The organism is Mycoplasma ovis str. Michigan, assembly GCF_000508245.1.
Taxonomy (GTDB): Bacteria; Bacillota_I; Bacilli_A; order Mycoplasmatales; family Mycoplasmoidaceae; genus Eperythrozoon_A; species Eperythrozoon_A ovis.
Genome location: NC_023062.1, coordinates 488682 through 513747, shown reverse-complemented (window position 1 = coordinate 513747; position 25066 = coordinate 488682). Strand labels below are relative to the sequence as shown.

25 protein-coding genes and 2 tRNA genes are annotated in these 25066 nt (G+C 30.3%); 21 read left to right on the top strand and 6 right to left on the bottom strand.

The window, feature by feature from the left end; genetic code table 4:
* Positions 1-10: 10 nt before the first annotated feature.
* Both MR07_RS02840 and argS read right to left on the bottom strand, forming a co-directional pair.
* The gene (locus MR07_RS02840; protein WP_075047543.1) at positions 11-706 is read right to left on the bottom strand and encodes a ribonuclease HIII; all 696 of its coding nucleotides are present in this window, start codon (positions 704-706) and stop codon (positions 11-13) included.
* Positions 707-713: 7 nt separating this feature from the next.
* On the bottom strand, positions 714-2378 hold the full coding sequence (gene argS, locus MR07_RS02835; protein ID WP_024071390.1) for an arginine--tRNA ligase domain-containing protein: 1665 nt from the start codon (positions 2376-2378) through the stop codon (positions 714-716).
* Between the two features lie 114 nt (positions 2379-2492).
* On the opposite strand from argS, the gene MR07_RS02830 reads away from it, so the two are divergent.
* From MR07_RS02830 to MR07_RS02755, 16 genes are all read left to right on the top strand, one after another.
* Positions 2493-2567: transfer RNA gene (locus MR07_RS02830), tRNA-Trp, on the top strand.
* A 19-nt stretch (positions 2568-2586) separates the two neighbouring features.
* Positions 2587-3540 carry a hypothetical protein gene (locus tag MR07_RS02825; RefSeq protein ID WP_024071389.1) on the top strand — a complete coding sequence of 318 codons (954 nt, stop codon included), beginning with the start codon at positions 2587-2589 and terminating at the stop codon, positions 3538-3540.
* A 204-nt stretch (positions 3541-3744) separates the two neighbouring features.
* Positions 3745-4479: a hypothetical protein gene (locus MR07_RS02820; RefSeq protein ID WP_024071388.1), complete on the top strand. Its 735-nt coding sequence runs from the start codon at positions 3745-3747 to the stop codon at positions 4477-4479.
* Positions 4480-4514: 35 nt separating this feature from the next.
* A complete protein-coding gene (locus tag MR07_RS02815) occupies positions 4515-4748 on the top strand; it encodes a YneF family protein (protein WP_200863560.1) in 234 nt (77 codons plus the stop codon).
* A 43-nt stretch (positions 4749-4791) separates the two neighbouring features.
* Complete coding sequence (locus MR07_RS02810; RefSeq protein ID WP_024071386.1) at positions 4792-7296, top strand: class I tRNA ligase family protein; 2505 nt, start codon at positions 4792-4794, stop codon at positions 7294-7296.
* An 8-nt stretch (positions 7297-7304) separates the two neighbouring features.
* A complete protein-coding gene (locus MR07_RS04415; RefSeq protein WP_024071385.1) occupies positions 7305-7718 on the top strand; it encodes a hypothetical protein in 414 nt (137 codons plus the stop codon).
* Positions 7719-7965: 247 nt separating this feature from the next.
* The gene (locus tag MR07_RS02800; RefSeq protein ID WP_024071383.1) at positions 7966-8871 is read left to right on the top strand and encodes a ComEC/Rec2 family competence protein; all 906 of its coding nucleotides are present in this window, start codon (positions 7966-7968) and stop codon (positions 8869-8871) included.
* A 2-nt stretch (positions 8872-8873) separates the two neighbouring features.
* Positions 8874-9758, top strand: a complete 885-nt coding sequence (locus MR07_RS02795; RefSeq protein ID WP_024071382.1) for a hypothetical protein — start codon at positions 8874-8876, stop codon at positions 9756-9758.
* An 11-nt stretch (positions 9759-9769) separates the two neighbouring features.
* The gene (locus tag MR07_RS02790; protein ID WP_024071381.1) at positions 9770-10939 is read left to right on the top strand and encodes a hypothetical protein; all 1170 of its coding nucleotides are present in this window, start codon (positions 9770-9772) and stop codon (positions 10937-10939) included.
* Between the two features lie 41 nt (positions 10940-10980).
* Positions 10981-11616, top strand: a complete 636-nt coding sequence (locus MR07_RS02785; RefSeq protein ID WP_024071380.1) for a hypothetical protein — start codon at positions 10981-10983, stop codon at positions 11614-11616.
* Positions 11617-11631: 15 nt separating this feature from the next.
* Entirely contained in the window at positions 11632-12156 is a 525-nt protein-coding gene (locus MR07_RS02780) for a hypothetical protein (protein WP_024071379.1), read from the top strand.
* A 6-nt stretch (positions 12157-12162) separates the two neighbouring features.
* The gene (locus tag MR07_RS02775) at positions 12163-12954 is read left to right on the top strand and encodes a F0F1 ATP synthase subunit A (protein WP_144079564.1); all 792 of its coding nucleotides are present in this window, start codon (positions 12163-12165) and stop codon (positions 12952-12954) included.
* A gap of 8 nt (positions 12955-12962) precedes the next feature.
* Positions 12963-13559, top strand: a complete 597-nt coding sequence (atpF, locus tag MR07_RS02770) for a F0F1 ATP synthase subunit B (RefSeq protein ID WP_024071377.1) — start codon at positions 12963-12965, stop codon at positions 13557-13559.
* A 2-nt stretch (positions 13560-13561) separates the two neighbouring features.
* A complete protein-coding gene (gene atpH / locus MR07_RS02765; RefSeq protein WP_024071376.1) occupies positions 13562-14128 on the top strand; it encodes an ATP synthase F1 subunit delta in 567 nt (188 codons plus the stop codon).
* A 3-nt stretch (positions 14129-14131) separates the two neighbouring features.
* Positions 14132-15652 (top strand): F0F1 ATP synthase subunit alpha, encoded by a 1521-nt coding sequence (gene atpA / locus MR07_RS02760; RefSeq protein WP_024071375.1) that lies wholly within the window; start codon positions 14132-14134, stop codon positions 15650-15652.
* Between the two features lie 48 nt (positions 15653-15700).
* On the top strand, positions 15701-16573 hold the full coding sequence (locus MR07_RS02755) for a F0F1 ATP synthase subunit gamma (protein WP_024071374.1): 873 nt from the start codon (positions 15701-15703) through the stop codon (positions 16571-16573).
* Here the strand turns inward: MR07_RS02755 and MR07_RS02750 are convergent.
* Both MR07_RS02750 and MR07_RS02745 read right to left on the bottom strand, forming a co-directional pair.
* Complete coding sequence (locus MR07_RS02750; RefSeq protein WP_043901201.1) at positions 16570-17241, bottom strand: DUF402 domain-containing protein; 672 nt, start codon at positions 17239-17241, stop codon at positions 16570-16572. The two genes, MR07_RS02755 and MR07_RS02750, sit on opposite strands and share 4 nt — an antisense overlap.
* 33 nt (positions 17242-17274) lie before the next feature.
* Positions 17275-17350: transfer RNA gene (locus MR07_RS02745), tRNA-His, on the bottom strand.
* A 179-nt stretch (positions 17351-17529) separates the two neighbouring features.
* Between MR07_RS02745 and atpD the strand changes: the two genes are divergently transcribed.
* From atpD to MR07_RS04635, 5 genes are read left to right on the top strand one after another with little or no spacing between them, the layout of a single operon-like run.
* Positions 17530-18969, top strand: coding sequence for a F0F1 ATP synthase subunit beta (atpD, locus tag MR07_RS02740; RefSeq protein WP_024071372.1), 1440 nt, complete (start codon positions 17530-17532; stop codon positions 18967-18969).
* Positions 18970-18972: 3 nt separating this feature from the next.
* On the top strand, positions 18973-19722 hold the full coding sequence (locus tag MR07_RS02735; RefSeq protein WP_024071371.1) for a hypothetical protein: 750 nt from the start codon (positions 18973-18975) through the stop codon (positions 19720-19722).
* A 2-nt stretch (positions 19723-19724) separates the two neighbouring features.
* Entirely contained in the window at positions 19725-20429 is a 705-nt protein-coding gene (locus MR07_RS02730) for an amino acid kinase family protein (RefSeq protein ID WP_024071370.1), read from the top strand.
* A gap of 25 nt (positions 20430-20454) precedes the next feature.
* On the top strand, positions 20455-20994 hold the full coding sequence (locus MR07_RS02725) for a ribosome-recycling factor (protein WP_235062719.1): 540 nt from the start codon (positions 20455-20457) through the stop codon (positions 20992-20994).
* A gap of 18 nt (positions 20995-21012) precedes the next feature.
* A complete protein-coding gene (locus MR07_RS04635) occupies positions 21013-22077 on the top strand; it encodes a phosphatidate cytidylyltransferase (RefSeq protein WP_043901200.1) in 1065 nt (354 codons plus the stop codon).
* Here MR07_RS04635 and MR07_RS02715 read toward each other — a convergent pair.
* Complete coding sequence (locus MR07_RS02715) at positions 22074-23942, bottom strand: DUF2779 domain-containing protein (protein ID WP_144079563.1); 1869 nt, start codon at positions 23940-23942, stop codon at positions 22074-22076. The genes MR07_RS04635 and MR07_RS02715 overlap by 4 nt on opposite strands.
* A 220-nt stretch (positions 23943-24162) precedes the next feature.
* A complete protein-coding gene (locus tag MR07_RS02710; RefSeq protein WP_024071365.1) occupies positions 24163-25056 on the bottom strand; it encodes a DUF5385 family protein in 894 nt (297 codons plus the stop codon).
* Positions 25057-25066 lie beyond the last annotated feature (10 nt).

The window sequence follows — 25066 nt, the reverse complement described above, 5'->3', positions numbered from 1 at the left end:
CTAAATTAATTTAAAGTAATTTGGCTTTTTCAAAAGTTTTAAAGTGTGTTTTGCAAATCTCCTCAGGTTTGAATCCTTTCTTTTTCTGCAATTCTTTAAATGCTTCTATAACAGCACTAGAGGCCCCTAAGGGGAGATTGTAGCGAAACTTTTTAGATAATTCAGATATTTCTTCTAAAAAGTTAAATCTACTAATTATTGAGGATATTGCACAAGATAAGTGATTAATTTCAGCTTTGGTCTCGAAATTAGTTATCTCTTCCCCCACAATTCCCAAACTCTCTAAGTGTGCATAATATTTTTTCCTGTCACAGAATTGATCAATTACTCTCTTTTGAGGAAGGGGCTCTCCCCTTTCCTCTAGTTTCTTCTTGAGTTGTTTTCACAATGCATCATGTGCATAACTAAATAGAACATTAACATTCTTTAGTTTTGCATAAATTCTGTTATATTCCTTGATTCTAAAGGAGACAGTGAATATTTCATTAGTTAATAATGCTTGTAATTTTGGAGCTAGGCAGTAAACAACAGAATCAGAAAGTAACTTAGAATCATTAATTCTAGATAGTAAATTAGAATCCTTAAGTTTTAAATAACTTTCTGTATCCAAGAAAGTTAAGCTTACATGGACTCCTCCAAAGAAATCTCCCTTACCACTTTCGTCTGAACCAGCTTCGCTTCCCTGAAAACTATATCTTTGTTTAATTATGGGTTTAACTTAACTTTCTAGGTTGAATTCTGAATATAGGTAATAATTCTGAAAAGATTCTATGAACTAATTTAACTAGAGTAAATCTAGATAATTTAGTTTCCAAATTTGAATCATTTCGAATTGAAAAGGCTTCATAAAAAGCGTGAAATTTCTGAGCTAAATTAATTAAATAAGAGGCAATTATGCTAGTCTTTAGATTATCTACAGCTTTTTTGAAATGTAACTCTATGGAAAGAATAGCATAAATTAAATCTAATTCCTTAGGACTATTCAAAATTTTGAAATTTAAGTTGCTTTTCCTTGGTTCCAGATTAATTAACTCAACTAAACTGGAAGCTCTTGAAAAGGCATAAAGAATATAAAAAATAGGATTGTTATAGTTTCTCTCTTTTAACTTACTGATATCTATATCCAACTCACTTTCTTCATCTCTAGAACTTAAAAGTCATCTAATTTCATCTAAACTGAGATGCTCTTTAAGTTCTGCTAAGTTCAGATATACATTATCTCTTTTAGATAACACTACTTTTTTTCCCTCTATCAACAATCTAGATAGCTGAGTTGTTTTATACTGTACCATTTCCTCCGGCACGCCTATAGATTTAAAAAAAGCTTTCATTCTAGTTATATGTGAACTATGATCCTGAGCTAAAACATTGACTATTTTCCCATTAGAACCTAAAAAATCTAACTTTTTTAGGTGATAGATTAAGTCTTGACCGAAATAAGTGATGGAACCATCTTTTTTAACTATTACATCATCCTTATTTAGATCATTACTGAATTTACTTGTATTGAACCACAAGGCTTTCTCATTTATGTATATGTGTTCTTTTAATTTATTTATTAAAAAAGAAAGAGCTGATTCAGTGCAAATTTGTGACTCATGATCTCAACTATCAACTTGAATACTAAGCTCTTTTAACTCTTTTTTAATAGATCCCAAGAGATATTCAATTGAGAAATTTCTTATTTCTTTAGTTAGTTCTTTGTTATCTAAGTCTCATTGACTTCCAAATTTGTTACATATTTCTCTTACGCAATTTTCAATAATTTCTGAGTAGTATTTTGGAATCTCTGTCATTATAGTTCCATTTGACATATGTTTGTGAATTAAGTGTAGCGATTCTACTAATTCTTTAATTTGTGTTCCAGAATCATTAACTAAATAGGCTCTGTATACTGAATTACCGTTGTACTCTAGTAAATTAGATAGGGAGTCAGTAATGACTCCGTTTCTAATGTGACCTATATGTAATTCACCAGTTGGGTTTGCCGAAATAATTTCAACAAAATATTTTTGTAATTCATTGACGCTGTTATTAGCGTCAAATATTATTTTTTTATTTTTTGAGGAGTTAATGTAAAAATCCCTAATTAGATCTGCAGAAGGATAGAAGTTTAAGTATCCTCTATTAAGTTCTACTCTTTCTATTTCAGATAAATCATTAACTTCTTTTCAACTAGAAATTAATCTTTCTTCAAGATCTTCTAAAGACTTTTTATAGACTGAAGATATTAGATAAGGTAGATTAGTATTTAGAAATCCAAATTTAGAATTGTTTGTCCCCTCAACAACTACCTTATCTAAAAGTAATATTCAATCATTATTTTTTAGTATTTTTGTTAAATTTTCTCCTATTTTTTCACTTAATTTAGGTATCAAAGGATTAAGTTAAGTAGATTACAGATAAAACCCTCACTAGAATAAAGGATAAAAGATTATAAGGCATAAAATCAATAGAAGAGAGTGACCTGTCAGTTCACTCTTAGAACTACTGGTTGCGTAGTTTAAGGGTAAAACTATGGTCTCCAAAACCATTGACTGAGGGTTCGAGTCCTTCCGCATCCGCCAATGTATTTTTTAACTGATCATGTGAAACAATTTATTAGATTACTGAAAGAGTTTCTCTTTCCTCGGAGCTATTAGTTTACCTTTATTAGGAGTTTTCTTTTTAGGCACTAAACTAATCAATTGGTCTAGTCCATACGGATATTACACAAGACTAAAGTTATTTATTAAAACAAGTAATTCAACTAGATCTGTAGATCTTGTAGCAGAGTATCCAACAACAAATTTAGATAAGGTAAGTCATTGAAAATATTGCTTACCTAAAAATTCTCAATTAAAGAAAGAATCCACTGTAACTACTACAAACTCTACATCTTCAGAAGAAGATTGTCAATTAGATTGAAGTAGATCATCTAATTCTGACTTAGTTAATTATCTTTTAAAGTTGGGTGTTAAGTTTTTGAAACTTAGACACCAAATTAATTTACTTCTGATCTATTCTTTTTATGACAAAGTTAGTGAGGATAATTATCTCAGAGATGAGATGATAAAAAAATGTGGATTGAAAGGCAAGAATAATCAGGAATATCTAAAAGATTTCTTTATTTCAGAAACTCCTATCTCTAAAAACTGTTTGCTTGTTCCTGAAGAAGTTACATTGAATTTAACAGTCGGCGAAGGAACGCAACAGCAAGCGAGCTCTCAACAAACAGAGATAAAGTTAGAGGAATTGCAAAAGGGAAAAGTGAGCGGAAATATTAGATATAGTCTTTCTGACTGGTGAGGTAAATTACATGAATTTTCTGAATCTGGAAATAACGGGAATGGAACTAAGAGCTCTATTCTTATAAAAGTTCTTAGCAAGCCTTTTGATTTGGAATTAGAAAATCCCCCTTCACAGGGAGCCAATGGAAAGTTGAATTTTGATGACTTGTTTAAAAAATATGAAAGAAAAGAATTAAACATGTGTGATTTTTGCAAAGATTGCCAATATTCGGGGGGGGCAGAACAGGCGTGCAAATCAGTTGCAAAATAAGTAAAGATACTCTCAAGTAATAATTTAGGCTGGTTAATTACTTTAATCAGCTCTTCTGTCTTTACCCTTCCCCTTTTAGGTTTTGTTAAAGCGAGCAATTGAACTTATCAGAATATACACGGTTTATATACCAGAGTAAGACTTTTTATAAAAGGCTTAGAGGGAACAAAACCAGTTTCAAGTACACCACAAAACCCAAAAGAATTGGCTTTAATAACTGAAGTTACACTTTCAAAGCTGGGACAAATCAATCACTATAAATACTGTATTCCCGAAAATTCTGTATTTATGGAAACAAGTTTGAAGGCAACTACAGTTTCACAGACAAAAGACTGTAAATTAAATTATTTGAGATATGGAGATAATGAGGTTGAAAAAACTAAAAAAGAGGAAATTTCCTCCTTATTTCAATTAATAACTAAATTTATTGAGACTCAACATGTTGCAAATATACTGATGTTTTATAGCCCAAGTACCTCTTATGAACCACCTACAAGAAATGGAGGAAGATCCCAAGATATGCTCAAATCAATAGCTTCTGCATGTAACTTAAAAGATAGTTCCTTTAAAGAAATAATTAAAGAACTATTTTTCTCTCCAAAAAATTGTTTTCTTTCTCCATCTTTCTCAAGTATTGAGTTGGATGTATCCAAATCCCGCAGTCTAACAACAACTGGTTCCGACTTACAGAGATTTTTAGAAGGCAAAATTAAGGGAACATTGAGATATGGAATATTTAGTTATTCCGCCAAATTAAAAAACATTACTTTTCAAGATAAAAAAGATAAACATTTTTACTTGAATGTAAGTTGACCTTTAACTTTTTATTTGGGAGAAGAGAGAAGTAATGCTTGTTCTTTGGATTATCTTTGAAAGCGAGTCAAATCTAGAGAATTAGGTTTTGACACAATTAAAAATATTTGTTTAACTTTTATTTAGAATTTCACTTGCTTGATTAATACCAATTAATCTCGATGTTTATTGTTTTGTCAGGAAATGAAGTTATTGGTTGGAGTGTAGGTTTAGTTTGTATTTTCTTTTTTGGAATTTTTTTGGGTTATAAGGTAACAGCTAAGTGATTCTCTAAGAAAGTGTCGAAGCAGAATTTAATTTCTGCTTCACAAGTTAGAGAGTTGTACAGACAAATGGGAAGAACTCCAACGGAGAAGCAAATTAAACAGATGTTATCTGCAGTAAATAACAAATAATTATTTGCTTCTAATAAATATTTATTAAAAGGAAAGTTTAAAAGTGGGTTTTCACTCACTTTTACTTCCACCTCCAAATCTCACAGGAGCTCTTCACCTAGGTCATCTTTGGAATATTATTCTTCAAGATTTCAGATTTAAGTGAGAAGAAATAAGAAAACACTACAACTATTGAGCAGTTGGGGTGGATCACGCGGGACTCTCCTTTCAATCTAAGTTTGACTCTCTTTATGGGAAAAGTCTTTCTAAAGATAACAAGGAAGAATATCTTCAAGAAATGAAGAAATATGCTGAGAAGTTAAAGCAACAAATCTTATCCCAGTTTTCTTTAATTACTTCTTCAATTCCCATTGAGTCTTCCAGATATACATTGGAAGACTCGATTCAAAAAGAGGTAGTTGATTATTTTCACACTCTCTTTTCTCAGGGACTAATTTACAAAAAAAAGAAATTAGTTAATTGAGATATAAGTCTACAGGAAGTATTGGCTGATTGTGAAGTTAGATATAAAGAAACCAAATCCAAACTATACTATCTCAAGTTTGTTTTAGAGGATGATCCTAATAATTACATAACTATTGCCACTTCTAGACCAGAGACTATTTTTGGAGATGTAGCTGTTTTTGTTCATCCAGAAGATGAAAGATATACATCTTTTTTGAACAAAAAAGTTTATATATCTGGTCTAAATAGATCGGTACCAATTTTAGCAGATATTTCAATAGATAAGGATTTTGGAACTGGGGCGGTTAAGTGCACTCCAGCTCACGATCAATTAGATTGGGAGTTGGCAGAAAAATACAACTTAGAGAAATTAGAAATTATTGACAAACAAGGTAAGTTAACTAAAGAGGCTCTTCAGTTTCACTCATTAGATAGATTGGAAGCTAGAGAAAAAGTTGTTTCTTGACTAGATTCTTTGGGTTTAATAGAGAAAGTTGAAGACTATCAAACTTCTCTTTTATTTTCTGAAAAAAGTAATAGCATAGTAGAAAAAATACTTACTGAACAATGATTTCTTTCTTGTTCAAGAATGGCGAATCAAACTTCTGAAGCAATCAGAACACAAAGATTTAAGTTAAATATTTATCCCCTTGAACAACTCGATAGACTTTTGTCTTATCTAGAAAATATGGAAGATTGATGTTTATCTAGACAAATACTTTGGGGAATAACAATTCCAATCATTTATGACTTGGAATTTAAGAAGTATAGGGTAAATGCAAAAGCTCAAAAGGAAACAGATTTGGAGGAAGAAATTGTTCTAGATACTTGGTTTTCTTCTTCTCTTTGGCCCTTATTAGTATTTGAGGGAAAACCTAGGGAAAAAAATATCTTTTTACCTTTAACTACTTTAGTTTCAGGGAAGGATATTCTCCTTCCATGAATCTCTAGAATGTTATTTTTATTCCATCATTTAACTGGAAAACTACCATTTAAAAATATTTTTCTTCATGGATTATTAAGGAATAGTAAAGGTGAAAAAATGTCTAAATCACTAGGAAATGGAATACTGCCAGAAGAGTTATATAAAAAATATAGCCCTGATGTTATTAGACTATCTTTTTTGTCTAATACTAATTACGACAGAGACTTAAAATTTTCAGATCAAATTTTTCATAAACCCAATTTATTTGTTCATAAATTAGAACATATTCTTAAATTTGTATCTCAACAATTAGAGAAACACTCTCTAATTAATCAATTAACAGATCCGATAATTTATCAATTTGAAAAGTTAAATTGGGGAGAAAGGTGGATATTAATGGAATTTAGCTCCCTCGGGGAAAATTTAGAGAAACTTTATAGTGAATTTGATTACCTAAATCTAACAAGGGAAATAATTTCCTTTTTTACAGAAAAATTCTCAAATAAGTTTTTAGAGTTTTTGAAATTATCTGTTCCACTTTCAGACAATAGTGTTAAATTTCTTGCTTATATTTGAAAACTCAGTTGCAGAATTCTTTATTCTTTTGTTCCTGAGTTTGCAAAGAAAGCCCATCTCAAGATATTTCAAAAAGAACTAAGTGGTTATTTTCCAAATAAGTTTTACCCCGCAAAAATAACTACTAACTCCTTTAAGTATGATTGATTTTTTCAATATGTGAAGGAAATTAGACAACTATATCTTGCTTTGGGGCTAGAAAATAATACAGAAGCTAAATTAAAAATTTACTCTATTGACAAACAACTTAATGAGTTTCAACTGGGAATCAAAGACTTGAATCCCTATCTTAAAAAGTTAAATCACTCATTAATTTCTTTTGAAAATGTAGAGACTAAACAATTAACTAACTTACCTACCTTAAGGTTTGGAAAACTTTATTTTGAGCTTATATTTGAAAACTTACCAGTAGACAAATATAAGCAATATTTAGACAATAAGTTACATTTTCTAGAGAAAGAAATCTCTAGATCTAAGACTATTCTCTCTAGAAAAAGTTTTTTAGAAAATGCCCCTGAAGAGTTAAAAAAATCTGAAAATAAAAAATATCGAGATTATCTTTCTCAATATAAGTTTCATTCTGAACTAAGAAATAAATTTTAGTCAATCTTTTGTCTGGTAAAGCGGGAGAAGACTTTTATTTAACTGTCAGATTATTAATGATTTCTTATTGACTAAGTTTTCCAATTTTATGTCTAATTCTCATTGGCGCTTTACATTTCTTTCCTAAAAATGGATTAAGAAACACTTGTTTCTTTAATAGATATCTAATGTATTTGACCAATTTAAAAGGATTTTGTTGAATTACATTGGGCATTGCAATTTTCTTTAATAACTTATTAGTTCTTTTTTATCTAATAGATATGGTTGCTTTAGGAAACACTAATAAGTATTCTGTATTTTGATCATCTGGAGGGAGCTCAAGACCCTTGTCAGTGTTTTGACAAATAATTATCTGAGGGAATATTTTTTACCTATTATTGGGTCTTGTTTGCTACAAAAAATACTGAATAAAGACCAAATAATTATGCAAATTCTCAGAGCACAAGGAATTAACTTAATAGACTGAATAAACTATTTAAATTTTCTGAATCTGAACTTTTCTTCAGTGCTCTCGTATTAGCCTGATCTTCTATATGTCTTCCCCTGTGACCACATAGTTTTTTATTTTTATTATTTTTCTTCACTTATAGTTTTGTATTTAATCTAGGAAAATTAAAAACCCTTACAATATTTTCTTCAGTTTTTGGGTTTTACTTTATCTGAAATTTATTGTGCTCTCACTTAGTTAAAGCATCTAATTTATCAAGGTTGATAGATAAATACACTTACTTTCTTCACGATAAACTCACTGAATTTATAGATGGTAGATATAAAGGAGAAGCAGGAAAATTTGTATCCTATCTTCTCTTTAATAAAAAGGACCCAAGTTTATATCCCATCATTAATAATTTCAGAATGCTTTCTTTATCTCACTTGTTAGTAGTTAGCGGGTTGCACTTAAACATGGTTGATAAGGTTTTAAGCAAGTTATCTAAAAAAATACCTTACAGGTGAATTAAAAACTTAATAGGCTTATCTGGCCTATTTAGTTATGCTTGAGCTACTGGGTTCGCTATACCCGCAACTAGAGTATTTAGTGAAAAAGTAATAGTGGCTATGAAAAAACAAGATTCTGGAAGTTCAATATCAAACTGAGCACAAACAGTTTGATTATCTTTTGTGTTTTTTCCTAACTCAATATACACTTATTCTTTTCTACTTTCTTATCTTTATTCCTTATCTTTCAGGATGATAGATAAGTTGGAATTAACTAAATTAAAAAAGAATCTGGCCAAGTTAAGCTTAGCCTCATTTCTTAGTTTTGCATTTTTTTCTTATTCAACTAGAAAGATATTCCCGCTGTCGGGGATAAATCAATTATTTCTTACCCCAATAGTTATTGTGGTATTTATTTACTATCTTTTAAGTTGACCTTTTGAGTGTTTTGTTCCACTCGGAAAGAAAGTTTATGTGTGATTAAAAGATTTAGTTGATAGTTTGGAATTAAATAAATCTTTTATTGAAAGAGAAGCTGGAACATATTTAGAACCTTTATACATTACTTTTGGACTCTCTTTAATCTCTCTGTTAGTGTCTAAATATTATCTAGTCAAAAGAGAGAATCTTTTGACTTAACAATGCTGTGGGTTTATTGTTCCAAGAGCTTGTTTGCATTAGAGATTGAATTAGAGAATTTTCTCTCTCAATTTAGGGGAGAGAAAATTATTCATCTTAAGCGAGTTGATTTTGAGACCATTAAAAATCAATTAACTCAAATCAATTTATTTGAGGAATATTCTCACTTTATATTCGAGGACTATATTGGAAGTTTTTCTGAACTTTCCAATTTATTTGAAAGAGTTTCAATCTCTTCAAATGTTTTGATAACTAAGTATTGTGATAACAAAACTTATTTACCTGACAAGTTAATGGATAAGTTGGAGGACAAAATTTATTGATTGTTCGAGCCCAGTTATGTGTTTAAGGAAAGATATCTAATGAAGTTATTAGAGAAATTCAAAATAAAATCTTTGCCTAACCATTTACTCGAGATAATAAAGAAAGAATCTTTAAATTCTCATATCCAATTGAAAGGAGTCTTGACTCAATTGAAGTTAGAGTTAGATCAAAATCAAGAAATCACTAAAGAACTAATAATTAACTTAATAAAGTCCAATGACGTAGTACCAAATCTAAAACATAAATATCTTTTTCTTGAGTGATATCTTTCTGGAAAAATAAAAAATTGAGTTTTATTTCTCAATTCCTTGAATACTAAGAGAGTTAATGCCGAAGATAATTTAATGGAGTTCTTAAAATACTTTTCTTACTCCTTGAACTTTCATTTTTGAAATGAAAGACATACTTTAAAAACTCAAGAATTTATAAGAGAATTAAGCTATAATTTCTTTATTTTCATTGAACAAGAAATATTTAAAATCAAGTCTAGCCTTTTTAGTGGAGTGGTTTATTTTTTTTGAAAAAATAGACCTTTAATTAATCTACAGTTGAACATTTATTAATTAAAGAATTGATGGATAATCCCAATCTAGAGAAGGAAGTAGGTTTAGAATCGCAGGCTTGCAAGAAGTTATTTGAGTTAGCTAAAGATTATCTAACAAAACTTGCTCACTACGAAAGTTTCATAAGCGATCTATCCTCCGAAGAGGAGGAAAGTTTAGATTTTCTTTCTAGCTCATTCAGTTTATTAAGAGAGTTAGGAAAAGTATCTAATACCAATGATGGAATTGATTCCCTAATTTCCCTATATAAATCAAATATTCAGCAAACTAATAAGAGTTTTGACACCAAAAAATTCAATACATTATTCACAGCTGAATATCAGGGAGATAGGGAATGAATAGATGAACTAAATTACATATACATTTGAACTCTTAACAGTTACAAATTAAACCTAAAAACATTTAGTGTTAATGAAATAGCAACTAATCTTAATAATCCTGAGTTAGAAGTTGAATTAAAAGATCTTGAGGAGCAAGATCAATCTGAAAAACAAACTAGAAAGAAGAAAAGAGCAGATTGGAGTAAGGGTAGCTTTGCTATTTATAAGAACTTATTTAGTTCTAAGTTCAATTTTGGAGAGGAAAATCTAGATGGTGAAGATGGATTTGAACAAATTGTTTCTAGAACACAGGCTATAGAAAGATTAGAAAGAGATATTAGGGGAGGAAAAATATATATCTACAATTCAAAGCCAGTTAGAAATTTAAAGCTAAAAAAGATACTTTCTTATCTTTTTTTGGCTGGATTATTCACTAGTGGTGTATTTTTCTTAAAAACCTGTATTGGTTGCATAGCAAGTGGTCAATATTCCGATCAAAATCAATCAATACTGTTTTCCATTATGAGTTTTATATTCTTCTTATTGGCAAGAAACGAGAATAACAAATATTTAGATAATGAAAATTTCAAATATGCATTTAGTAGAAAAATTTTCTACTATTTCTTCTTTTTATCTTCATTTTTTATATTCAATAGATCTAGTTACACCGAATTGTTTGGTAACGGTGGTAACGGATCAGATACGTTTCAACATGTAATATCTGGCATTTTGTTATTCCTATTAATTGTCTCTGTTTCTTTCTTTACAATTGCCTATTTCTTTTTAAATCCTAAAAAGAATAAGGCTTTAATTAAGGGTTTGCTTCAAAAATACACCAATTCTCCAAATCTGTACAACTAGTAAATAAGTTTTAGGTAATTAAGAGCTAATTAAGTTAAGTAATGTTAATTAGATTAGGAACTTATGTTTCCAAAAATTCCAAGAAAAGAAAGTATAAGCCACTACTTTTCTTTAACTTAATTCCAAATATTGTTTTTGGAATATTTATTGGAATATTTATTAACTTAATTCTTTTAGCTTGATTATTAATTGGTTTATTTACACAATCTAGGGATTATCAGTTATTTTTTTATTCCGCTTTAGGATTCATAACTTTTCTAATTTCTTTTTTGATTTATAGATACAAGTATTTTCACATTCTGAAAGTACCTTCGTATAAAAGTTTTTTAATTGCGAGGAATAAATTGTATTGATGAATATTTTGAACTTTTAATGTTTGGCTTTTAAGTTGCTGAGCAGGAATGGTTTTTATAGGTATTTTTAATGGTTTTGGTTGAGTCCACTTTAACAGCAAACACATATTAGTTCTTTCGAGCACTCCCGCATTAACTAAATTAACTGGAATTATTCTTTGAGTAATTCATTGATTCTTGATAGGATCACTATCAATAAGTTACAGAAAATTTGTAATTTTCTTTAACAGTTGTAGAGTTAAATTGAGAAGCAGAAGAGCTCAACTAAAACAATTTAGATTGAAAGCTGAAGAGGAGGTTAATTTTGAAACTATGACTATTTAAAAAAATAATTAATAGGTGGAGAGTGAAAGATGGTATAGAATACATTTCTTTGCCGCTCAAATAGCTTTAAGTATTTATGTCAGTGTGGCTATTATGTATGACTCTATTATTAAGGTTGAAAGTAATGCAGGTGTTGGAAAATTAAATGCCACTGTTACTGCAGGACTATCGGCCTTACTGCAGTATTATTTTTTAAACTACAAATATAGACTTTCTTGCAAATTATTTAGACTGGATCTGTTAAAGGATAATTATTCTTTTTGGCTAGTTAGATATTTAAATTTTCAAGATAAAACTAAAAGTCTTAAGACTTTTAAGTTCAAAATTTATTGTTTTCAACTTTTAAGTATTTTTTCTGCCATCTTTGTGTTTGTATTAGGTTGTTTGTTGACGGCTAGTTGAAGTTATGAAAGTTCAAAAGAATATTTCTTTAATCTTTGGTTTGGGTTAGCTGGAGCTTTAATACTACCTTTAGTTAGATTAGGAACTTCTCTAGTCTATATACCCAACAAGAGTTATAGATTCTTTTTTAGGATTTAGATAGAAATGCTGAATTTGGGATTGGGTCAGATTTTTTTGAATACTTTAGTCACATTTCAACAACAACAAAACGGTGACCAGTTCAACAAATTTATTTCTGGAGCCTTTATGGTCACTATCTTGATACTGTTTTTAGGACTATATTACAAGATAGTTCTTGAAAAGACTAAAAATTACCAAAAACTTCCTAAACTGGCTTTTCTTGTATTCATATTTATTAGGTGAGTAAAGAAGACTACATTGGAAATATTAGGAAGAAGGTATAGCTTTGCTATTCCCTTCTTTATATATATAGTCTTTTATTTCTGGGGAAGTAGCTTGGTAGGTATGTTTGGATTCCAAGGAATGAGTACTTTTGCAATAGTTCCAATGTCTATTGCAGGAGTAGTTTTTATTGGTACCATTATTTCTGGAATTGTCGCAAAAGGTTTTGGGTTTTTTTGTAAGGATTACTATCTTTGGTTAAAGATAAGAAATAAAAAAATATTTCCCATACCAGATTTTCCAAAGATATTAGGGGAACTTGGAAAAGTTCTTTCCTTAGGATTAAGACTTTGAGGAAACTTTTTTGCAGGCGCAATAGTTTTGTATATAGTGAAAGAATTTTTGCATTCATCAATATCAACAATTATGCCTACAGCTGCACCTTGAACAGCTGGAATAGCTCTTGTTCCACTTCACTTGTATTTTGATGTGGTGGATGGAGCACTTCACTCTATGATTTTTCTAATCCTAACTTTGTCCTATTGAAAAATGGCTAAACAAGTGGAACATAAGGAGCACAAGCACAACTTCTAGATTCTAAAATGTACATTTCTTCTGGTAATGGCTTAACAGAAATCAAAGATTTAGTTACATTATTTTTAAACGGACAAATGGGAGGAGTAATTGTAGCTCACCTTGTTTCTTCCATTTCAGTTATTGTTTTCATTATTTATTTCTTTTGAAAGCCAACAAATAAATTCATTAATACACAAAAAGAAAAATTAGATAAAGTTCATATAGATCTTTCACATGCAACTAAAGAAACTAAAAAAGCTTTAACTGATTTACAAAAAGCACAACAAGATTTTGTGTCTGAAAGAAAACAATTTTTAAAAGATAGACAAGAAAAAGAAAAGTCAATACTTGAACAAAGAATTCAAGAGGCTGAAAAGGCCAAACAAGAAATTATTGATGAGGCCAATAAAAGAGTTAAGTTAATGGAAGAGGAGGCCAGAAAAACTGTAAATCAACAAATTATTACTCTTTCAGTTGAATTGGCAGAAAAGCTAATAAAGGGAACAATCAATCAAAAAACCCAGTCAAAAATTATTGATGGTTATCTAGAAGAACTAGATACAGTATTTAAAAACTCTATGGAAAAAGACAAGATTGAGCAAACAATTAACAAAAAGAGTTAGATATGAGTTTCTCTGACGGAAATAAAGAAAGAGAAAAAATAATTAAGTTCTCTACCGCCCTTTTATCTTGTTATTCAACAAGATTGGATTTTGTGAGACTTTTAGATGAAACAAATGTTCTATTATCTTTTTTTAAGTCTTATCCAGAATTTTTAACTTATTTGGCCTCCCCTTTGTTCACAAAGGATCACAAAGAGCGATTTTTAAAAGAATTAATTAGATTATTTGCTTTTAAGCAAAGGTATCTTGCTTCTACTATCTTGCTTTTAATTCAGTTCTATCTAATTAAGTATCTATCCTTTTTCTTGGAAAACTTAATTTATAGATTAGAACTACAACTTAATCAAAAGAATGTAAAAGTTTATAGTTCACATAAATTAACTAAGACTAAGCAAGATAAGCTGGAAGCTAGCTTAAGAAAAAAATTTGGAAAAGCAGTCTCAGTAGAATATTTAATTTCTAGTGAGATGATTGCAGGAATTAAAGTGGAATACGATGATACTATACTAGAGTGCTCGCTCTCCAAAAAACTAGCTAACATTAAGGAGAAATTATCCACAATGTTCTAGTATATGTCTTCAGTTAGACTAGAAGAATTCGCAGAGTCATTAAAGAGATTAATTCAGGATAAGGAAGTAGGACTTAGAGAAGAGGGGACTGGTAAAGTTCTTTCTAATCAAGATGGAATACTTTCTATTTCTGGATTGTCAAATTGCACTTTAAATGAGGTAATTTTAATTGGACCTGATAAGATTCAGGCCCTAGTATTAACCCTTAGAGAAAGTAGTATTGGGGCTGTAGTTTTAGGTAGTTATGACAAAGTTTCTGAAGGGATGAGCGCTGTTAGAACTTATAAAACATTTTCTGCACCTAATGGAGATCAATTATTGGGGAGAATAATTGATATATTCGGGAATGCTATTGATGGATTGGGAGATATTCAAATAGATAAATGGTCTCAAGTTGAAGCCCCTGCTCCAGAAGTTATGGATAGAAGTTCTGTGGATGAACCCCTTTACACCGGAATATTGGCAATTGATGCCATGATTCCAATTGGAAAGGGACAAAGAGAATTGATTATCGGGGACAGACATACAGGAAAAACTTCTTTGGCCCTAGAAGCTATTGTTAATCAAAAAGGTAGAAATGTTAACTGTGTTTATGTTTCAGTAGGGCAAAAGAACTCAACTTTATTCCAACTATCTAAAGAGCTAGAGAAGATTGGAGCTTTAAGTTACACTTGCTTTGTTGTTGCTAGTGCCTCTGATTTTCCTGCTCTACAATTCTTAGCCCCATTTGTTGGAGTTACAATTGCAGAACATTGAATGTGAGAGGGAAAAGATGTACTAATTATTTATGATGACTTAACTCAACACGCAATTGCATATAGAACCCTTTCTCTATTATTGAACTTTCCCCCGGGTAGAGAGGCTTTCCCGGGAGATATTTTCTACTTACATAGCCGATTATTGGAAAGAGCTGGAAAACTTTCTAAGGAACACGGAGGAGGATCAATAACGGCCCTTCCAATAATTCAAACTCAATCAGATGACATTGCGGCTTATATTCCTAGTAATGTAATTTCCATTACTGACGGACAATTATTTTTGAAGACTAATCTTTTCAATTCTGGTCAAAGACCAGCTATTGACTTGACTAATTCAGTGTCTCGGGTTGGTGGAGCTGCGCAGGAAACAGCAATTAAAAGTATGACAAGCTCTCTCAAGCTTTTTGTCTCACAATATTTCGAGCTAATTGAGTTTTCTAAATTCTCTTCAGACCTGAACGAAGAATCTAAAAGAATCTTCGCAATAGGAGAAAGAATTCTCCCAATACTAAAGCAAGCTCCAATGAAGCCCTATGGACCTAAAGATGAGTTAATGTTGCTCCACTTAATCTCAACTAAATTAATACTTGAGATAGAAAAGAAGGAATGAGTTTCAGAAGTTTGTGAGTTGGTATTAACTTCCTGAAGGGCACACGGGGCTTATAACGATCTTTCTTTATCTGAGAAGGTTAATGACAGCTTAAGGGAAATTATGAGTGGTATATTTGAAACAGAATACAAACATTTCTTAGCGACACATAAATAGTAAATAGGTTTTTAAGTTTTTGTTTTTGTAACTTAAGTTAATAAGTAAATGTCTACAGCCACATTATTAGTTGCTAAAAAAATTAAGGATATGCAATTTATCCTTAAGGTGACTGAAGCATTAAAGCTTATTTCTTCAGCAAAATTAAGAAATTACAGGCAAATAGCTCAAAAAAGTCATGAATATTGTTTGGGAATCAAATTTCTATTCAAAAAGTTTTATTCTAGTTATGAACATGACTACAGATTAACTAACAAGCAATTTTGATTGGCAGAAAAAATTAATAAAAAAATTATTCTCTTAGTAGTCATTGGGACTGATCTAGCACTTTGTGGTAGATTCAATAAGCAAATAATTGACTACATAAAGAGTCATTTTTCTACTCAAATTCTCTTAGTAGTATTTGGAAAAAAGTTAACTGGTTTACTCTCAAATACTGAATTCAAAAAAAGAATAATCAAGTCTTATAGTTCGGAGCTTTCTTTTAATGAATACTCTGACAAAGTAGAGGAAATTTCTAGTGAACTACTAAGGGAATATGTAAATAGAGGTTGCGGATATCTTCAAATACTTCACAAATCTTTAAATAAACCTTTTAAGTTGAAGAAACTATTACCTTTTACTGCAGATTACTTTGGTAAAGTAGAAAAATCCATTAGATATGAAACTCACGAATATAAATTAGACACTTCCAATTGTGTAGTAGAGATGTTTCCAACTTTTTTTGAGAGAACTCTTCAAATATCTCTGGTTGAATCTAAGATTGCTGAACACAATCTCAGAAAGGATGTTATGAGTAACGCAGTTAAGGCTGCAGAAGAAAAACTACAAGAATATCAAATACTTTACAGAAAAATGAAACAATCCAGTATTACTCAAGAAATTTCTGAAATTACTGCAGCTATTAAGTGTAAGAATTAATTTATTTCTCCTATTTCAACTCCTAAATCAGAGAATTCTTCATCCTTTTTATCACTATTAACTTCTCTATAAAACTCTGATTTTGATTGACCTGTAGAGATTAATACTTTTTCTCACAAGAAGTTAATTCAACTTTCTTCTGTTAATTTTGAAAACCAATTACTTTTCAATAATTGAAAAATTTCTCTGATGATTTTTGAAATCTCTTTCTTTAATTGTGGGTTGTATTTCATCTTCTGAGAATTAGTTTGATAATCATTGTTGTATAGAAACTCAATCCCCTTCTCGCTATTTAGAGATAGAGCTAGGTCTAGCTCAATATATTTAAAAGCTTTTTCCTCTATTAGTGGAGGTGTTGAAATTCGTAGTAAGAGGTTGTGCTTGTTTTCTGGAAGTAAAGTTAACGAGATGTTAAATCAATGATCTTTTCAGAAGAATCAAAAAGTTGGATATCTATTAGTAACCATTGAAAATTTTCTTTTTCTGGTGAATTTTCCAGAATTAGATTGAGGAATATCTAATTCTTTTATTTGTTGAGCAATTAGAGGAGGTAAAAAGAATATTCAGAAATCAGAACTTTCATAGATGCAATGATGCCCCTCTACAGACTTACATAAAGAACCATCGCATCTATGAATGTGAATCATACTTGGAGTTGATTGAGTCATCTAAAGAGAGAAAAGCTTAACAGTTAATTTATATGGGGCGATTAATGGGATTCGAACCCATACATGCCTGGACCACAATCAGGTGTGTTGACCATTTCACCATAACCGCCACAGTTGATAGGAGAAATAAAATTTAAGAAAGGTTTAGCTTTCTCCTTTATTTATTAAAACCTCAATGTTGGGTCTATCTTAGAAGTTTAGATTTTTTATTTCAAGTTTTAAATTCAATTAGTTTATTCTATCCTGAAAGAGTTTTCTTTTTGTAATTAGGTAGTTACCTTTATTTCTATGATTACAGAAGAAAGAATGCAAGGTTACATCTCACAAGTATCAGGTCCAATTGTAGATATGGTTTTTCCTATTTCTGATCAGCCTGCAATCTATGAGAAGATAGAACTTTGTGAACAAAGTTCTAAAGCAGAGCTAAAGGGAGCTGTTTTTGAAGTTGCACAACTGTTAGGAGACGGTAGAGTTAGAACTATCGCTTTAACCCAAACAATAGGGTTATTCAGAGGGATGAAAGTTCTAAGAACAGGGGAACCTCTGAAGGTTCCTGTTGGTGAAAACACTCTTGGGAGAATGTTCAATGTTATTGGAAATACCATAGATCATTTGCCAGAATTACCGCTTACTGAATGTAGATCTATTCACGCCAATCCACCATCCTTGGAGGATCAAACAGAAAATTTGGAGTTATTGGAAACTGGGATAAAAGTTATAGATTTACTAGTTCCCTTCTCTAAGGGTGGAAAAATTGGATTATTTGGTGGAGCTGGAGTTGGTAAGACTGTTATTGTTCAAGAATTAATTCACAATGTTGTAACTAAGCATGGTGGTCTTTCAATTTTTGTAGGAGTTGGTGAAAGATCAAGAGAAGGTAATGACCTTTATTTTGAGATGTTGAATAGTGGAGTTCTTAAGAATACAGTCTTGCTCTTTGGACAAATGAATGAGGTTCCTGGTGCTAGATTAAGAGTTGCATTTAGTGGATTGACAATGGCTGAATATTTCAGAGATGATTTGTTCAAAGATGTTTTGTTGTTCATTGACAATGTTTTCAGATTTGCACAAGCAGGATCAGAAGTTTCTGCACTTCTCGGAAGAACTCCTTCAGCAGTTGGCTATCAACCAACTCTTGCATATGAAATGGGAAAACTACAAGAAAGAATCACTTCAACTAAAAAAGGATCTATTACATCTGTGCAAGCTGTGTATGTTCCGGCAGATGATTTGACAGACCCTGCTCCAGCAGCAATTTTCTCACATCTTGATGCAAAAATTGTTTTGGATAGAAAGATAGCTGCATTAGGACTTTATCCAGCTATTTCTCCACTCTTGTCTTCTTCCAATTTGTTAACCCCAAAGGTAGTCGGGGAAGAACACTTCAAGATTGCTAATGAAGTAGTGAGAATACTTCAAAAATATGAGGAACTTCAAGATATTATCTCTATTCTTGGGATAGATGAATTAAGCGATGAAGAGAAGAATTTGGTATATAGAGCAAGAAAAATTAGAAACTTCTTCTCTCAACCTTTCTTTGTTGCAGAGAAATTTACAAATATTCCCGGTAAATATCTTTCCAGAGAAGAGACATTAAATTCTTTCAAGTCTATATTGGACGGTGAAGTTGATGAACTTCCTGAAGAAGCCTTCTTTTATGTAGGGGGAATAGAAGAAGTTAAGGTCAAAGCGGAACAACTAAAACAAGAACAAGGAGTTTCAAAATAAAGCTTGCTCTCTAGCTCTGAACTAGCTTGTAAAGCTATTAAGGATTACTATCAAGAATTTTCAGGAAGTCTTCAAAATACCTCTCACTCTAAAGCCCTAGTATATTCAGAGAAAGTAGAAAAATTAAGAACTAATTTTCTTAGTTATTTAGGGCTAGATAATTTCTTAGTTTCTTTTCAACACAATCATCATTATTTAGAACAATTAATATCTAACTTTTTAGACTCCCAGTCTGATAAGTGAGATATTTTTACAAATACAGTTGATTTAAAAAACAAGAATTATTCTTTAGAAAAATTCTTGGAATTAGATGAAATAAAGCAACCTTTATTTCTCTTTGTTGATGGTGAAGAAATAGATTTTTCTTTAATCAATAAATTTGTTGAGAAATTGAATTATCTAAAAGAACAATTCCCTAACTCAATGATTTATAGTTGCTTAAAAAGTAAAAACTTGAATCGACTAAAAAATAGTTTTTTAAGCCATTTTTCATTTGTTAGTTATGACCCTTCAGAAGATTTTTCTGAGTTTGGTACAGTTTTCTTTGGATTTCAAAAAGATTTAGTTCTAAAACCTTTATTCTTGGGAAGTGGGGGAGCTAAATTTGATCATCAATCCAACGAAATTAAGTTAAAAAAACTTCCACAATTATTAGAAATAGGAACTCAGAATTTAATCTCTTGAATAGTTTTGGCAGAGTATTTTGAAAAACTTTGTTCAGCTAAAGGAACTATTTCTTTAGACTCTATTTAAGAATGTCAACTAAAACAAGATTACTCCTGAAGATTAGCGGAGGAGCCTTAGCTTCAGAAACAAATCCATTTTCTGAAAACAAACTTCAAAATCTAGCTATACAACTAAAAGAGTTATCACAACTATATTCTCTTGGTATAGTTGTTGGGGGAGGGAATATTTGAAGAGGAAGAGAAGGTAGACTGACTTTTCTTAAGTCAAATGAAAGAGACTACGTTGGAATGGTTTCAACAATTATTAATTGTTTTGTGTTGCAAAAAGCCCTAGAGTCTGAAGGTTTGTCTGTTAAATTATTTTCTGCCTTGGAAGTTGAAAGAATAACAGACAAATATACACTTTCAGAGATTGAATCTTCTCTTAGAACTGGAGATATAGCTTTATTTGCCGGAGGAGTGGGAGAACCTAGTTACAGCACTGACAGTGCTGCAATTATTAGAGCCATTGAGATTGGTGCTAAACAAGTATTAATTGGAAAAGAGGGAGTAAAAGGTATTTATGACAAAGATCCAAATGTTTTTGAAGATGCAGTTTTTTTGTCTAAAGTAAGTTACGATGAAATAATTTCTAAAGATTTAAAAATTCTAGATCAATCATCTATCAATCTAGCTAGAGATAACAAGTTAAGACTATTGCTCTTTAACCAAGAAGTTGATAATAGTTTTATTAAGGCCTTAAAAGGGGAGATAGAGTTTTCAGAGGTGGTTTAAAAAGTAAATGGATTTACCTAATTGAGTGGAAAGTCTGAAACAAGACTTTTCCAAAATAAGGAGCACAATGTTAGAAAAATTCGAAGAATTTAGTATTCTAAGACTTAATCCTAAGCATTTTTACAGCATCAAAGTAGATCAAGAAGGTCAAATAAGTTCTTTAGTTGAGCTAGCCTCTATTAATCCTGAATCAGCTAGGATGTTATTAATAAAACCTTACATAGTAACACAAAAAGTGTTACATGAAATAGAAAAGGCAATTAAAAAGTCAAAGCCTAATGTAACAATAAACACTAAAAATAATGAGTTAACTTGTTCTATCCCCGAACCAACTTCAGAGATCAGAGAAGAAAAAATTAAGAGTAGTAAGCAAGTAGTCGAAGAAGCTAAGATAGCTCTTCGAACTAAGAGACAAGACTTGCTTAAAAAATTTAAAAGTTGATATCCTTCTGAAAATGAATTACATTCCAATAAAAACTTATTGGAAAAAGAAATTGCCAAATATCTTTCAGAAATTGAATATGATTGGTCACAAAAAGAAAAAGAGCTAAGACAACTGAAGTAAGACAGATAGTCTTAATAGGTGCTTTCTCTCTGATTTTCCAATCAGGAGAAAAAAGAAAGAACCAAACACTGTTTTTATTTACTTGGATTTTTTGTTGTACTTTCAACTCTTTTAATTTGTTGAATTACACCTTTATTAGCTAATTCTTCAGGTTCTTTTCCACTATCCAGCGTATTTTCCTCACTTAAGAAACAAAGTAGTTTAACCCAAACTTTCAAATATTTAGGGCTAACAACTATAACTGTTTTTAGCTTCATTTTTGTCTTTGGGAGTATTAAAGAAATTTTTTCCTTAATAACTCCTCCTTCACAGTATAGAAGGGCTAAAAGATATCACTGACTTTTCACATTTTTAACTTTTATTCCGTTAATTTGTACATTATGTGTATCCAAAAATAGTAATTCATGAGAGATTTCTAGTGCGACTCACTATTTATTCTTTCAGTTTTATTTCTTTGTTGCTAACAGAATAGGTTGAAAATTCTTTATTAAGTTTTTGTTACCTGATATTACTGAGGAATCCTCAGTAATTGTTAAAAAAGTAGGAGGAAAGTTAATTAGACAACACTATTTAGGTTGAACTTCTTTTTTCCTATTATCTTTCTTCTTGCCTATATGAGCTTTATTGTTGGTTATTGCTATTTCCTTTTTCAATAATTCCTTTTCTTTTGTATTTGGTAGAAAGCTGGGATCAACTAGATTGTCTGAATTTAATCCAACTAAGACATTAGAAGGATCCATCTGTTCCTCCCTATTATCTTGCATTGTTTTTTCTGTTTTAAGTGTTTTTGTTTTCAAATCAAATTTATTTGGAAAGGGAAACTTTCACAATAATGAGATTGGATTTATCTCTTTTGTGATCTTTTTAGTTGGAGCTGTGTCCATTCTGTCTAATTGAGGAGATTGCACTTTTAGCCTTTGCAAAAGAGCATTAGGCTATAAAAATTTTGGAAGATTATTTGGAATAAAGGTAGGGGGTTTTTGAGACAGATTTGACAGCCTATCTTCTTCTTTATTTTTTACTTCAATATTGTTCTGATTTACATTGGCAATAGTAACTAAAAAGTTAGGACTTACAGGCTAGGTCAATTTTCAATTGATATAGTCTTGAATCAAAATATTAAAAACACAGGCTTTTTGGTCTTTAATTCAACTAATAAAACTCAAGATATCTCTCTGGTTAACTAAACTTCCCTCTTGATTTTTATATTCTTTTTCCAGTCACTTAACTGCCAAAACCATATTTTCAACATCTAGTTCACAATATTCTTTTAGCTGCTCTTTTAAGGGGGAGGAATTGTTTTCCTTAATTATTCAATGCTTAGAAGATAAATGATGATTAGATAATTTATCTTCTAAGAGATAAAAGTAGAAGAATAGTAGTTGGGCGGCTCTCCCCTCTTGGACTAATTCAATTTCAGAATATTTTTTTTCAGCAACTAATTTAGTTAATTTTTTAAGACTATGCGCCCCACCTAAAGGGGAGATTAAGTTAAGTGAAAGATTCTTGGAAAATTTAAATCAATCACTTAAATCCATAGTTAGAGACTTAATTAGATTAGAAAAAACATAAAGTTCTTGATTTTTTTGTTTATATTTCTCAGCAAGTCTTTTTAATCACTCACATTCAAAAGATTTGTTGAATGAGATATAAACTATCCTTTTTTTTAGATATTCCAAGTCTTCGTTTTCCGAATTAGACTCGTATTTAAGTAATGGAATAGCTAGTTTGTAGATAATTTGTTTTTCAAAATCTTCTAAAACATCTTTACTTTCTAGTATTAAGTTTTCCTTAAGATAGAGATTTTTATCACTAAAAATCTGTATGGATAATTGAGTTAAAGTTTCCTCATAGGATTCAAAGTCATAATAGACTTTTCATTTAATTTCCAATAACTCTTTACTTAATCTTTGTAATCCCTCTCTGGAAAGAAAGAAATCATTTATTTCTTTAGAAATGCCAGAATATTTAGAAAAAGAGAATGATAAAAAAGAATCTCAGAAAGAATCTTGAGCGGGTATTGAAGTTAAGTGATTTTTATTTAGCTCTTTTATTAATTCAAAAACTCCTTTGAAGCGAGATCACAGAGAAAAAGAAATAATAGAAAAACTAGGGTATAAAAGCTTCAGAGTTTTTTTATAAATAGATGTGTCAATTTCAAATTGCTTAAATTGAATTGAAACTTGATAATTAGATTCTAGTGAGTCTAATGAAATTAAGTTAACTCAATTAATTGATTTATGCCATTCTGAAAGAGTTTTTAAATTTTCAGGCAGTTGAATTAAAAGATTTTTAGATAACTCAGTTAATTTTTGAATTCTATTAGAAAAATGCTTTTTCATAATTTCTGTGGTTTTAAAGATTCTTTCCTCTTGATCTTTGGCTTGGTTTTGAGTATTGGAAGCTTTTTCAACAAAGTTCAAAGGTAGTTTTCCCTCAAAACTTTGAACCCCTAAAAGTTCAGATATTTTTAAATAATCCGGATTAGATAATTTATTGACTTTTTTAACTGAAGGCAGATAATTAGAAATTTGTACTTTACCAGATTTATCAAATCAGGTAATAAAAAATTCTTGGATTTCTAAATTCAAATATTTTTGAAAACATAGATGATAAAAAAGAAATTCTGGAAGATAAGTTGAGTTGGGATTCGCAGAATAAGAAAAAAGAAACAATATCAAGTTATCACCAGAAAAAAATAATCCACTAGGATTAAGAATTAAATCTAACCCATCTTCCGAGAAATTGTTGATTGTAATTTCCGGACAGTAAACAAAAAAACTGTCTATATTATTTTTCTTTTTGTGTTCTAGAAATTCCTCTCACTGTCCCTTTGTTCCCTTAAAAAAGTAATATTTTTGAGATAAATTAGTTTCTTTTCAATCTCAAAGCTCAAATAAGCCTGAAAGAAAGTCTTTGCTATTTGAGGCTTCTTGCGCTTTTTTCATAATTTTTTGAATAATCAATTTGTTTTTTTCATATTCACTTAAAGAAAAAATAGGTAATCTATGTCTTTTTCTATCTTCTCGATTAGTCTTTGATTCAGAGAGTATTTCAGAAATTTGACTATCAGAAAGAAATGCAAATTCATAAGGAATTTCTAATGATCTTTGAAAAACTTTGTAACTCAGACTAAATTGTTTTGCTAATGCTTTTTTGATGTTGGAATTAAATCTCTTTCTTAGTTTTCTTTAGCTTAAAGAGAGTTAATAATGGAAGAAATAACTTCATAATAATTTGTTTATTTCTTCTTTTTCTCTCTAAATTTTCTTTATCTATTCGATTTTGTTTTTCTGCAGCTTTTTTATTCTTGAAATATTTAAGTTGCATTGCATATATTCAGTGAAGTTCATCTCTGTAATTTAAAGCGGAAGTAAATAATATTTTGTATTTCTCCTTAGAGCTCTTTTTTGGATTTTTAAATAATTCAATCTCTATTGCTTCTCAAGGATTTAGAGATTGATTTTTATCAATAGTTCTAAAACAAACTAAGTATCTATTTCTACTGATGATTTTCTTTTTTTGTTTAGTAACTTTTGAAATAGCCTCTCCAAGTAATCTTGTCTTAATTAATCTTTGAAATTTTTCTGTTTTAGCCACTCTTTTGTAAATTTCGAAATATTCTCTGTAGAAAGAAAACTTTTGGGACAATATAGCTAAAGTTTTTAACTCTATTTTTTTGTGATATCTTTCCTCTTTTGGAAAAACCTTAACTGGCTTTTCAGAAAAAGGAATTCACTTACTTCACTTAGCCTTTCTTTTTAGTTTTCTAGGACTTAACTTAATTCCCTTTAGTCTAGCATTCTCAACTTTTAAGCTCTGCTTAACTTCAAATATGTATTCTCTTAAAGTTGAGATGGATTGTGCTCTAGGATACAGGGAAAGATCAGATAATTTATATCCCTGCCTCCCCGAAAGCTTTAGATATTCTTTAACTACATATCAAATGTCATCTTTTCTGTTAAGTTGTTTAGTTTGTTGCTCTCTTCTTTTTTTTGTAATGAAATAGAAAGCTCCAATGATAAAAAAGACAGGTAAAAGCGAGTAAACAGAACTAGCCAATGGATCTTAC